At 47.6% G+C, this 12,583-nt stretch carries 11 protein-coding genes; 7 read left to right on the forward strand and 4 right to left on the reverse strand.

The window, feature by feature from the left end:
- The first annotated feature begins 59 nt into the window (after nucleotides 1-59).
- Nucleotides 60-1,406: a glycosyltransferase family 4 protein gene (locus tag QN395_RS06020; protein WP_323491705.1), complete on the forward strand. Its 1,347-nt coding sequence runs from the start codon at nucleotides 60-62 to the stop codon at nucleotides 1,404-1,406.
- Between the two features lie 32 nt (nucleotides 1,407-1,438).
- Here QN395_RS06020 and QN395_RS06025 read toward each other — a convergent pair whose 3' ends face one another.
- Nucleotides 1,439-1,804 carry a hypothetical protein gene (locus tag QN395_RS06025; RefSeq protein ID WP_322120785.1) on the reverse strand — a complete coding sequence of 122 codons (366 nt, stop codon included), beginning with the start codon at nucleotides 1,802-1,804 and terminating at the stop codon, nucleotides 1,439-1,441.
- A gap of 253 nt (nucleotides 1,805-2,057) precedes the next feature.
- On the opposite strand from QN395_RS06025, the gene QN395_RS06030 reads away from it, so the two are divergent.
- From QN395_RS06030 to QN395_RS21600, 3 genes are all read left to right on the forward strand, one after another.
- Nucleotides 2,058-2,495, forward strand: a complete 438-nt coding sequence (locus QN395_RS06030) for a DUF4399 domain-containing protein (protein WP_322120786.1) — start codon at nucleotides 2,058-2,060, stop codon at nucleotides 2,493-2,495.
- A 1,710-nt stretch (nucleotides 2,496-4,205) separates the two neighbouring features.
- Entirely contained in the window at nucleotides 4,206-4,262 is a 57-nt protein-coding gene (locus tag QN395_RS21595; RefSeq protein WP_369124351.1) for a hypothetical protein, read from the forward strand.
- Between the two features lie 248 nt (nucleotides 4,263-4,510).
- Nucleotides 4,511-5,743, forward strand: coding sequence for a sensor histidine kinase (locus tag QN395_RS21600; protein ID WP_369124392.1), 1,233 nt, complete (start codon nucleotides 4,511-4,513; stop codon nucleotides 5,741-5,743).
- A gap of 43 nt (nucleotides 5,744-5,786) precedes the next feature.
- On the opposite strand, the gene QN395_RS06040 is transcribed toward QN395_RS21600, so the two are convergent.
- Nucleotides 5,787-6,560 (reverse strand): transporter substrate-binding domain-containing protein, encoded by a 774-nt coding sequence (locus QN395_RS06040; RefSeq protein WP_323491703.1) that lies wholly within the window; start codon nucleotides 6,558-6,560, stop codon nucleotides 5,787-5,789.
- Nucleotides 6,561-6,777: 217 nt separating this feature from the next.
- On the reverse strand, nucleotides 6,778-8,118 hold the full coding sequence (locus tag QN395_RS06045; RefSeq protein WP_322120790.1) for a chloride channel protein: 1,341 nt from the start codon (nucleotides 8,116-8,118) through the stop codon (nucleotides 6,778-6,780).
- A 136-nt stretch (nucleotides 8,119-8,254) separates the two neighbouring features.
- Between QN395_RS06045 and QN395_RS06050 the strand changes: the two genes are divergently transcribed.
- The 3 genes from QN395_RS06050 to QN395_RS06060 all read left to right on the forward strand — a co-directional run bounded on the left by QN395_RS06050 (nucleotide 8,255) and on the right by QN395_RS06060 (nucleotide 11,553).
- Nucleotides 8,255-8,830, forward strand: a complete 576-nt coding sequence (locus tag QN395_RS06050) for a MarR family winged helix-turn-helix transcriptional regulator (protein WP_322120791.1) — start codon at nucleotides 8,255-8,257, stop codon at nucleotides 8,828-8,830.
- Nucleotides 8,831-8,994: 164 nt separating this feature from the next.
- Nucleotides 8,995-9,618, forward strand: a complete 624-nt coding sequence (locus tag QN395_RS06055; RefSeq protein ID WP_322120792.1) for a DUF3106 domain-containing protein — start codon at nucleotides 8,995-8,997, stop codon at nucleotides 9,616-9,618.
- A gap of 642 nt (nucleotides 9,619-10,260) precedes the next feature.
- Nucleotides 10,261-11,553 (forward strand): MFS transporter, encoded by a 1,293-nt coding sequence (locus QN395_RS06060; protein WP_322120793.1) that lies wholly within the window; start codon nucleotides 10,261-10,263, stop codon nucleotides 11,551-11,553.
- Between the two features lie 68 nt (nucleotides 11,554-11,621).
- Here the strand turns inward: QN395_RS06060 and QN395_RS06065 are convergent, their stop codons facing one another.
- Nucleotides 11,622-12,188, reverse strand: a complete 567-nt coding sequence (locus QN395_RS06065; RefSeq protein WP_322120794.1) for a TetR/AcrR family transcriptional regulator — start codon at nucleotides 12,186-12,188, stop codon at nucleotides 11,622-11,624.
- Nucleotides 12,189-12,583 lie beyond the last annotated feature (395 nt).

Here is a 12,583-nt window from a genome sequence, read left to right on the forward strand (position 1 = left end):
AATATTTACTTGGACAACTAAAAATACTCCCCTAATTTTTACATTATTAGCTTTATAAAATGAATAAAATTCTGATCCTCGGCTATGTCTGGCCGGAACCTTGCTCCTCTGCTGCCGGTAGCCGGATGATGGAGTTGATTACGCTGTTTCGCGCCCAGAATTGGGAGGTGTTATTTGCCTCTGCTGCCGCTTTATCCGAGCACCGTGCTGATTTGGCGGCGTTGGGCGTGGCGGAAAAAAGTATCGCGCTCAACTGCGCTACTTTTGATAGCTTTATCGCTGCTTATCAGCCGGATATGGTGTTGTTTGACCGGTTTTTTACGGAAGAACAGTTCGGCTGGCGAGTGGAGGCGATGTGCCCCGATGCTCTGCGCGTATTGGACACGACCGATCTGCATAGTCTACGGGATGCCCGGCATCAGTTGTTAAAAGCGACCCAGCATCATTGCCGCAATGAGGCCGAGCGTTACCAGGCTGGTCCTGTATTAGCCTCGCCGGAGGCATTGCGTGAAGAAATGGGCGGAACGCATGGACATCAAGGAGTCGCCCAGCGCGAAATTGCCGCGATTTATCGCTGCGATCTGACCTTGATGATCTCCGATGCGGAGGTCAATTTGCTGCAACAGCAGTTTGGCGTTCCCGCCATGTTATTGCATCACTGCGCCTTGATGCTGATGCCCTCATCTGCAGCGCATCAGGCACGGCCAACATTTGAACAGCGCGCACATTTTTTCAGTATCGGTAATTTTCGCCATGCGCCCAACTGGGATGCAGTGTTATGGCTAAAACATGCTTTGTGGCCAAAAATCCGTGCGCAATTACCCGATGCACAATTGCATGTAGCTGGCTCGTACCCGCCACCTAAAGCCACAGCCTTGCATCATCCTAAGCAAGGTTTTCATGTGGTGGGCTGGGTGGCGGACGCACATCAGGCCATGTTGCAGGCGCGTGTCTGCCTGGCGCCTTTGCGGTTTGGTGCGGGGATCAAAGGCAAACTGGCAGATGCGATGGCATGTGGCACGCCAAACGTGACGACCGCGATTGGGTGCGAAGGTATGCAGGGTGATTTGCCTTGGGGCGGCGCACAGGCAGATGATGCAGTCTCGTTTGCTAATGCCGCCGTGGCGCTGTATCGGGATCCAGCCTTATGGCAGCAGGCGCAAGCAAATGGCGACCGGATTTTGCAACTACGTTTTGATCGTGACGTCATCGCAGCAGCTTTGTTAGATCGCTTGCAAGAGGCTTATCAGCAGCGGGCAGCGGGACGGCAGGCCAATTTTGTGGGCAGCATGTTGCGCCATCATCACCATAAAAGTACCCAATACATGTCGCAATGGATTGCTGCAAAAAATCAACTCTCGGCGCTGCAACCGCTTGCGCCTGATCAGACCGATGGTAAAGGGTGATCAGGAATTTTTAGTCGTATGAATGAACGCTGTTAATAACGGTATTCATCCACCAGATGTTTATGAAAACTATATTTAGTCCCACCTTGTAAAACATCAATCAGTTTTTTAGCATTGGCGGCAGAAATAAAAATATCCGCCACGCCATCTTTGACGCGGAATTTAGTCGCCGGACTAAGGATATTGTTGGGCTTGATCGTCAGGTGACGGATGATTTTGGCTTTCTCATTGCAGATCAAAAAATGACATTCTTTTTTGAAATTCGCCAAAGGAATGTTTAACCACCAACCTTCATCGGCGACATAGCGCACCACTTGCGAGAACTGGGTATTGCTGTCATTGAGCAGCTTGACTTGTAGCGAGTCATTGGCGATTTGTATGGCTTCGGATTTGTTCATAATAGCTTGGGCTTAATAGTGTCGTGATTTGCGCAAGGATACACGTTGACTAGCTCAGACTTGGAACAATTATCGGCGGAGCCAGAAATTTTTTAGAAATGAGCGCAAAATAGTTTGCATGCGAAGCTTGGGATTTGCTTTGATTTAGCTCTGATTCGGTTTTGGTTTTGCCTTAATTATTGCAAATGGTCAGTTAGCTGCCGCCAAGCTTTTTCATACCCTTTGTTGTCAAAACATTCAGGAGATTTTTACTATGTCACTATTCAATACATCCTTTTCATTATCCAAACTGACCTCGCTCCCATTATTGCTGGCCGGTTTGTTATCGTTCTCATCCGCCTATGCTGCTGAGCGGACTTTTTTTGAAGCACCATTAGATAACGCCGAAGTTACCTCGCCGTTTAAAGTCAAATTTGGCCTGGAGGGCATGAAAATCGCTCCGTTGGGTGATATGACCGCCAAAACCGGCCATCATCATTTGATCATCGACGGCGGCGCTATCCCTGCCGGTACCTCTGTCCCTATGGACGCGACGCATATCCACTATGGCAAGGGTCAGACCGAAACCGAACTGACTCTGCCTCCAGGCAAACACACCTTGACTCTGCAATTTGGCAACGGTGCACACCAGTCTTATGGACCGGAGATGAGTAAAACCATCACCGTGACCGTATTGCCTGCGGCTAAATAACTGAGTTTTAAGCGAGTGTTTAATTAAGTAATAAGTTGAACACGGCGCCGGGTACTAAATCATAAAATACTATGTATGGAAAATATACTCCTATAGAGTATATTTTAATTTTCCATGTAAAATAAAGAGGAAAAGCATAATTGAATAGATTTAAAGGGGAGTATATTTATATTTAGATGTAAGCTGAGACTGCGCGTTCGATTTTTTGTTAAAACGGAGGCGCATTTTTTAACATCATCACTCATTCGGTTCAGCGTTTAGTCGCGCACCCGGTTCATCGCTCAGTTCTTCACTATCCGGCTTGAGCAAAACTAGCCAATCGCTGAACTATTAAGTGGTGATGCAGAAAAAGTTTAGTACTCAAATCATTTTGTCCCATATTGTTTATCTCCAATTTCTAGGTTGCTAATTTGTATAGTTATGTCGCCATGGATATGTTTGTTCCCAATGAGGATGTTGCTCATTGGGAGCAGCAGCTCCCACTTCTGTATGGCAGCCAACGCTTGGTCATGTTGGTGGCACTGGCATGGCAATTTCGTCAGCGCGATACTAACTATTCTTTGCAGCTGGCAGATCAGGCCGAGACGCTTACCGCCAGATTTTTAAGGGGTGATATCGATAGCCGTGAATTAGCCAGTTTGCGAGCACGCTTGCTGCTGGTGAGAGCCGAGGCAAAATGGCTGATGGCCAAGTTCACAGAAGCAGAACAACTAGCCGCGGACGCTTTACATGTTTTTTTAGCGATTGATAGCGGCAATGGTAAAAAAGGTTGTTGTGATGCGCATTACCTGCTCGCCGCGATTGCGCTGGCGCGCGGCGACAGAGCCTTATTAGCCTCAGAGCTGGAGTTCGCGACGATTGCCGCGTTAGCTGCAAATGATGCCGAGCGCGAGATTATGGTGCAGTCTTTTCTTGCTAATCAAACTGCTTTAAGCAATTTGACGCTTGCGCAAGAGCGCTGGGGAGAAAGGTTTAGGGCAGATATGCAGAATGCGAGTCCTAATATTGCTGGCTGTATCTATGATTTTTTTAGCATCACTGCGGCTTTATCCAGCGATTTTGGACAAGCGATTACCTACGGTATTCAAGCGTATGAACACGCTTTACAAACAGGCCAAATCCGTCGTGCGGTAATTTTAACGACCAATATCGGCGATGCGTTTAATAGCCTGAATGATCATCAAGCCGCATTACAATGGATGCAAATTGGGCATGATCTTGCAATGCCCACCAACTGGCCGGGCAGCGTTGGTAGTTGCCAAATGCAATTGGCAGAAACCATGCGCCGTCTGGGGCGTTTAGAAGCAGCTAGGGGATTATTGAACGATACCATCACGATTCTGGCGCCAATGTCAGAGTCGCGCGTGTATATGATGGCGCTACGTTACCAGAGTGATTTGTTGCTGGATTTGGGTGATTACCAGCAGGCATTGCAAGGTTTTCGCTTGCTTCAAGAAAAAGCCGATGTCCGTGATCAGTTTGATTTTAGAATCGGTGCACGGCGTGGCCAAGCGCATGCCTTGTCGATGCTGGGTCAGCCTGCCGATGCGTTGGCGATTGCCGAACAGGCGCTCTTGCTAGCGCGACATAGCCAGGACAGTTATCGCCGGATAGACGTCTTGCGGGTGCTGGCGGCGATTCATATGCGGCATCACTTACCGCCACCAGCCGACATGCAAGAGGCTAGCGCAGCGCTATATTATTTAAAACGTGCATTGGATATTGCCAGCAATATCAATGGCTACACTATTTCTGGCGAACTGCTAGAGGAAGTGGCGGATGCCCAGGCAGAAGTTGGTAATTATGAGGATGCGTTTGGACTTGGCAGATTAGCCATCGCTGCACGTGAAAAAATTCATAATCAAGAAGCCACTAACCGTGCGACTGCTATGCAGCTTAGCCATCAGACTGAACGTATGCGAGCCGAAAGCGAGCATCTGCGACAGTTGGCAGACGCAGAAGTAGAACGCGCCAGAGTACTGCAACAATCCAGCGTGATCTTGGAGCGTCTGGGTATGGTCGGTCAGGAAATTACCGGCAGCTTAGATGCTAATGCGGTCTTCCAGGCACTGAACCGTCACGTCCATGGCTTGCTGCATGTCACTGCGTTTGTGATATACATCATGGACGCAGATCAGCAAAGCATGACGTCCGCCTTTGGTGTAGAAAATGGCGAGCCGATCGCGCACGACACGGTGTTGATGTCGAGTGAGATTTCTCATTCCGCTCGCTGCGTCAGAGAACGCAGGGAGATTCTTGTAGAGATTTCGCCGGATGAAGAAAATCCGGGCTTACTCCCCGGCACAGAACCAGTACTGAGTACTCTATTTGCCCCCTTGATGAGTGCTGATAAGGTGCTTGGCGTGATAACCATACAGTCCTCCAGACAATATGCGTACGGCGAAAGAGAGCGCATGATTTTTCGCACACTTTGTTCGTATGGGGCGATTGCGCTTGCCAATGCGGATGCGTACCGACGTCTGACGCAAACGCAAGAGCATTTAGTCGCGCAAGAAAAATTAGCTGCCTTAGGTGCCTTAGTAGCCGGTGTGGCACATGAATTAAATACACCGATTGGTAATTGCCTGCTAGTCGCCAGCACTTTGCAGGACAACACCACGAATCTGCTTAGCAAGCTCCATCAGCAAAATTTGCGCCGATCCGATCTGATTGCGTTTTGTGAAGATGCCAGAACTTCCTCAGAGATTATGATGCGCGGTTTAAGTAGTGCGGCTACTTTGGTCAGCAGCTTTAAACAAGTCGCTGTTGACCGCACCTCAGAGCAACGTCGCCCGTTTGAATTACATCAGGTATTACACGACATTATTTCGACCTTAAATATCCGCATTGGACATGCTGGCCACACTATATTGTCAGATATACCTTTGATGATTCGGATGGATAGTTATCCGGGTTCGCTAGGGCAAGTCATAACTAATTTAATCGAGAATTCTATTTTGCATGGCTTTGATCATGGCAAACCTGGCACCATGCGCTTGAAGGTATCGCAGCCTGATACTCAGCGTGTGATGATTCATTTCTCTGATGATGGTGTCGGCATTGCGGAAGAGAATTTGAAGAGGATTTTTGATCCATTTTTTACGACCAAGCTAGGGCAAGGGGGTAGCGGTTTGGGATTAAATATTTGTTACAACATCGTCACCTCGATTTTGCAAGGGCAACTTAGCGTAAAGAGCAAGCCGGGAGAGGGTTCGACTTTTTCTTTGGATTTACCGCTGGTAGTGTGAGCCATGCTGAACAATACTGAAAATTGATCTCCCTAAAGCGAACTTACTTTAGTTCGGCATCTAATTGCTGAAAATACTTGTCTTCTAATTTTTGTGTATCAATTTTGTCCAGGGCAGCATTGAAGGCTTTTTGAATTGCCAGCCCTCGCTCGTTGCGCTGAAAACAGATGTGCATAGAAAATTTTGCTAACTCATGAGGATAATATTCGATCCGGTTTTTATCTGCCTGCAAGCTCGGTTCCGACGCCAGCAGCTGATGCAAGACATACTTATCAATCACGATCACATCGACTCTATGCGCTAGCAATTTGCGCAGATTGCTGACATCGGAGGGTGCTGCATCGGTATCCAGCACCCGCTGTTTGACCATGGCATCAAACTCTTCTCCATTAGCGTAATCTTGCACAATACCGATTTTAATACCGCGTAAATCATTGAGCTTAGTCCATTGGAATGGTCGCTCTTTGAGATACGCAAAACCCACCACGCTATGCCCTAACACACCAGAAAAGTAGCAAGTTTTTTCGCGCTCTTTTAAATAAAACGCCGGAAAATAACCCGCGTAATTAGGATCATTTAATCCTGCGTAAACGGTACGACTCCAGGGAGAATAACTAATTTTGGTGTCCATGCCGATTTGACGTGCCGCGACTTTAACAATGCCTGCGGTCAAGCCTTCTTGATGTAAACGTGAGCCTACATACGGCGCCCACTCCAGGCTGGCCAAACGCATCACTGGATTATCCGCGGCAAATAGAGGCGACATCCCAAAGGCATACATCAGGATGGCAGTGACAGGAATACATCTAATCTTCAAGGCAATGACTCGGCAAAAGTGATGATGTAGTTTAGCGTAAGTTGTGTGGGTATTGCGCTAAGCTTATTCCTAAGTGTTGCGCTTTGGCAAAACATATATTTACTCCTGGTTCTATGTCGTCAGAGCAAAAAAGCAAGAGTCTTCAAGGTCCGCCCAAAACTATTTTGACTATTTTAGTAGTACTACGTAGCCTGAGTGAACTCGCTTCAGCAACGCCTTATTCATGTTTAAAAAATCGTGCTGGCAGCGGTAAAAAGCGCTCCGCCAGTTTGTGATAGAGCGGCGTCGGGCAGATGAATTTGGAGATTGCGCTGGCAATCACGGATGCTGACATCAATGGCACTAACATTTGGTGACTATCCGTCATTTCCATCATGATAATGAATGAGGTCACCGGTGCGCGAGTCACACCAGATAAGTAGGCCGCCATCACCAATAATACGATCGCGCCATGGGTTGCCAAATTGGGAAATAGTGTCGCGATGTTATCGCCAATACCCGCACCAACCGCAAGTGAGGGCGCGAAGATGCCACCGCTAATGCCGCAAACGGATGAGAGCAAGGTGGCAATCAATTTTGATATACCAAAATACCAAGGCAATGTACCGCTGTCTTCCAACGTTAAGCGGGTAGATTGGTAGCCTGTGCCAAACACCAAGCCGTTCGTGTAAATACCGATCAGGGCAACGATTAAGCCACAAACAGCGGCAAATAACAGCGCCCGGTTTCTGAGCAGATTCGCCAGTCGTGGCGGCAATCGTGACGATACAGATATCAATAATTGACTGAACAGACCACCAGCGCCACCGCCGATCATTCCGCATACCAAAATCGCCCAAACACCGGAGCGCCAATCAAGTTCAGCTCCGGTAGATCCAAAGTAGGTGTAATTACCCAGCAAAGACAATGAGATCAGGCCGGAGACGATCACGGTAATCAAAGTAGAGCTGTTCGCACTAAACGCATGCCGTTTACTCAATTCTTCAATGGCAAACATAATGCCAGCCAGCGGGGTATTAAACGCTGCCGCAATCCCCGCAGCACCACCCGCTAAAATCAGCGTCCGGCGGGCTTCAGCATTTTGAAAAGGGCCGCGTCCATAAAACATATGCATGATGGAAGCGCCGATTTGTACGGTGGGACCCTCGCGCCCGATAGACGCACCTATCGTCAACCCGCCCAAAGTGAGCAATATTTTTCCGATAGCGATACGCAATGACAGTAGCTTGCTATTTTTAGCGGTATCGAGCGTATTAATAGCGGCAACCGTTTGCGGTATACCGCTCCCCTGCGATCCCGGGAAAAAACGCCTGCTCAGGTATGCCAGCAGCGCAAAACCTAGAGGCATAAAAATTAATGGAGAATAAGGCGCAGCTGTCAGTACCCAATTATTTAACTTACTGGCCTGCTCACCACCAAATGCTAAGCCGACAGCCATCGTCCCTACCAGCAAAGGACCTAAAATCCAGGCGGCACCGCGATGCCAGATATCCACAATTCTAAAAATGAGGCTGGAAGAGAGCACCGGATAGCGCACTCTGAGGCGAGGAAATTGCATAATAGAACCTGTGACGCCTTTGGGTTGGCAGTGAAATATAAGAGCGATATTTTTCTCAAAAATAACAGAATAAGTTTCGTCAAATTATATTTGCACAAATGTAGATATGGTACACTTTAATCGCTGGAGATTTGCAATGACAAAAAAAATTAGACAAAAAAAAGACATCGTGAAAAACACGGCAATAGATATAAAAAAGGTCATGGCGAAAGACAAAGCTAAACATAAACCGGAGGTGGCAGTTAGCGCCAACCTAAGGCTGGAAATTTTAAAAAAGCTTAGAATTGTTATTCGTGCAGCACAGCAGCATTCGCTTTGGATAGAAAAACAATGTGGTGTAAACGGCGCACAGTTATGGATTATTCAAGAGTTACATGAATCGACAGGTCTACGCGTTGGTGAATTGGCGAAAAGATTGGCCATACATCAAACCACTACCAGCAATTTGTTAGATGGATTAGATAAGCGTGGTTATATCGTTAAAACGCGCGATCCAAATGATCAAAGAGCCGTTGTGGTGAATTTGACAGAATCGGGAACTGGCTTGTTAATGGCGGCTCCAAAACCTGCCAGAGGCTTGCTACCCGAAGCGCTCTTGCAGCTAGATGATCCTTGTCTTGATGACTTGAATAATGGTTTGCAGGGTTTGCTGAACAGTATTGATATTCTGGATGAGGGTTTCGAGTTGTTGCCGTTACCATTTACGATGTAAACATTATTTACATGCTTAAAAGTTTTGAACCTTACTTTGTTTTAAGTTCTTCACAGAGCATAATTTTTTAGAAGAAAATTACGATTGAACCATCAATATTTTGATGGTTCAATCGTCGATAGTTCGATAGTGATTAACCAATCGGTCTAGTTCAAGGAGATCCTATGTCATTGCATCATCTGCGCAGCCTCTTGCTAGTGGCTTTGATGGGATTGTGCTTATCGATATTGCTGGCACATGCAGACGACAAGCTTAATCCAGCTCCCGTTATCAATCCGGCTAAACCAACTGTGCCCGTCAGCCTGCCGGTGCATACACAACCTGACTGGTCTGCGCTTTCGCCCAAACAAAAAGAGGCGCTTACACCTTTAGTGAACGAGTGGAAAGGCATTGATGACATCAGAAAGAAAAAATGGGTGGAAATCGCCAATCGGTATGAGGGGATGAAGCCGGAAGAAAAATTTCGCGTTCAAGAACGCATGCGCGCTTGGGTCAAGCTCACACCAGAGCAGCGTACGATCGCACGCGAGAATTACATACGGAGTGTGGCTCTTAAAGCACAGCAAAAGACCGAACAATGGAAGCAGTATCAGCTGTTAAGTGAGGCAGATAAAGAGCGGCTGGCATCAGAAAAACACAAAGCCAGGTTGACCAATCTGCAATCAAGTAGTTTAAAACCACAAAATCCAATATCGCCTTTAAAAGTGGTTTCTGCGCCTGCCAAAACTACGCCGGTCAATCCTCAAGCTCCCAATACTGCTTTAGCCAGTGAGCCTATGCGTCAATAAACTTAGAACTCGCAAATCAGATCTGATAACGCCGATAAATATGTCGGTCGCATGGACTCATCGCCCGCCAGTTCTGGGAAGTGAAAATCTTATTTTGATAACAGAACCAATGCTCCTTCCCGCCTCTAGGTCAACATCGTCGTTGGCCTTTGCCCACTTTCACTGGCGCCACCACTTGTGAAAATGTCTCTATTATCAGCAAATAGGGATTGCCCGCCAAGATGCTTGAGACGGTCGGCATTTGTTGTTCGCTTCTGCTCATCTAGCCACCTGAACGACGCGGTATTTCTGCCAGATTGATCAGCAGACTAAACAATTTTGGTTCCCCGTTCGAGCCAAATTTCCCAATGCATCTGGCCTGGTCAAGGCGAATGGTCAGAGAATTCTGACTGATTCCTTTACTTCTTTCTTTTGATTTACAAGCAAACGAAATATTTTTAGATTATGATCGGCATCTATTGCATAAATTACGACTGTAATTTATATTGGCAGTGGAAGTTCCTTCTGATGAGAAAGAATGTGCTGCCGGAAGTGCGATGTGAAATGATAAGCTCGATGTAAATTGGTAAGCTACATGCAAAGCTAATTTGTTGATAGCGCCGGATCATTCCACATGTGATTTGAAATTTGACAAGGATGTCTATGTTTTCCCAAGCACTTTCTAAATGGCTGGACAAGCGTGGTTTTCATTACGCCTGGATCATCGTCATCATTACCTTTATGACAGCGCTGTCGTCTTCGGCTGCGCTTGGCTTGCCCGGTGCACTGATGCAGCCATTGAGCAAAGAGTTTGGCTGGAGTGTTGATCAGATTTCTTCAGCGCTCGCGGTTCGTTTTGCCTTGTTCGGTCTGATTGGACCATTTGCAGCAATTCTGATGGAACGGTTTGGCCTGCGTAATATTGTGGTGACCGCACTAAGCTTGATCGCAACCGGCTTGATCTTATCAACCCGCATGACCGCGTTTTGGCATCTGGTTGCTTTGTGGGGCATCACGATAGGCATAGGATCGGGGTTAACCGCTTTGGTGCTGAGTGCGATCGTATCTAATCGCTGGTTTGAAACCCATCGCGGTCTGGTGATTGGTCTTTTGACGGCAAGCTCGGCGACCGGGCAACTGGTATTTTTGCCCGCGGCGGCATGGCTTACCGAGCATCTGGGCTGGCGCATTGCGGTGTTACCGGTCTCATTTAGTTGCGCTGTAGTAGCAATCGCTGCCTTCTTTTTCATGCGCAATCGTCCTTCAGAAGTAGGACTTATACCCTATGGTGCTGATCCGGCGATTGCCATCCCGCCAGTGGCGCCTGTTAAATTCAGTTTTAGTATGCCGTTTACAATTTTGCGTGAGGCGGCAAGTCAGAGAGTGTTCTGGATCTTGTTTGGCACCTTTTTTATTTGCGGCCTCAGCACGAATGGCTTGATCCAAACCCATTTCATTTCTTTATGTGGTGACTCTGGTTTGGCGGCGGTACCTGCGGCCTCTGTATTGGCCATGATGGGTGCTTTTGATCTGGTCGGTACCATCTTGTCTGGCTGGTTGTCGGATCGCTATGACAACCGTAAATTACTGTTCTGGTATTACGGCTTGCGTGGTTTATCCCTGTTTTGGTTGCCTTACTCCGAATTCACGCTGTATGGCTTGTCCTTGTTTGCGATGTTTTATGGCATGGACTGGATCGCAACGGTACCGCCGACGGTCAGATTGACCACCGCCACTTTCGGTAAAGAACGCGCTGGCATGGTGTTCGGCTGGATATTTGCGGGACATCAACTTGGCGCCGCCGTGGCGGCTTATGGCGCGGGTCGTGTCAGAACATTGATGCTGACTTACAACCCGGCGTTGTACACGGCTGGTGCAGCATGCTTACTCGCCGCGCTGTTGGTGATGATGATTAAGCGGCGGGATTCTAAAGTAACTGAGCGTAAAGCAGCGTAAATTAATTGAGCATATTGAAAGCATTTTTGTAGCTTTCAATATGCTCAATTTGCACAATATCAAGCTTGCTACTGGCTAAGCGCCTGGCGCACAACACGTAAAAACTCATCGGACAGACCCGGCTCATTCACCACACGTGACAGCATCAGCGCGCCCACCATGCTGGCATATGCGACTAAGACCGCATCGCGCTTTTCTTGCGATGACTCTGCTTCTGCCAGTACAGTCAGTTGATCAAGCTGCTGACGCACACCGTCAGTCAATGCATCACGCACTCCCGAAGAAAGTCGTGCCACCTCAGGGCCAAGAGCGACCACTGCGCAACCAGCACCCGGATTGTCACGATGCTTAGGTGATAGATAAGAGGCCGTGATTGCCTCGAACGGTGCATCAGGATGTTTGGCTGCAAGCCTAGCCCATGAGCCGGCAGAATTCTCAAAAGTCCGCGCACAGGCTTCCACCATCAAATCTTCTTTTGAGTTGAAATTGCCATAAAACGCGCCATTAGTCAGCCCGGCAGCTTTCATCAGATCAGCTACACCAATACCGTTATAGCCATGCTCACGAAACAGTTTGGCGGCAGTATCAACGACCCGTTCACGATTTTTCTCGGCCTGTTCTCTGCTGACTTTCATGATGCTTCTTTCTATAGATTATTCATTACGATAATAATATAAAAATCATTGGGCAGGCAGATTGCTCGGCAAGTAGTAGATTCAAATGAAAAAATAGTCACTTTATTTAGCGACGATGATCTGTTTATGGCGTAGTCAGAAATGAATCAACTTTAGAACAGGACTTGCGCAAAAACCGCCCCAACTGCGTTGCAGCGACTCGCCCTACTAAAGTACTGCCGTCGACGCTACACCTTACCGGGACGATTTTGCTTAAGTCCGATAAGAATATGTAATATCAAATATGACAACGACCAATTACAGAGAACAAAGGCAAGGGGGTGTCAAACAGCGTGCAATACTTACCAGATTAGGGGTGGAAACAGCGTCCAAAAGTTTCCACCCTAGTGTGTCAC

The sequence above is a fragment of the Undibacterium sp. RTI2.2 genome (assembly GCF_035018705.1).
In the GTDB taxonomy this organism is placed as follows: domain Bacteria; phylum Pseudomonadota; class Gammaproteobacteria; order Burkholderiales; family Burkholderiaceae_D; genus Undibacterium.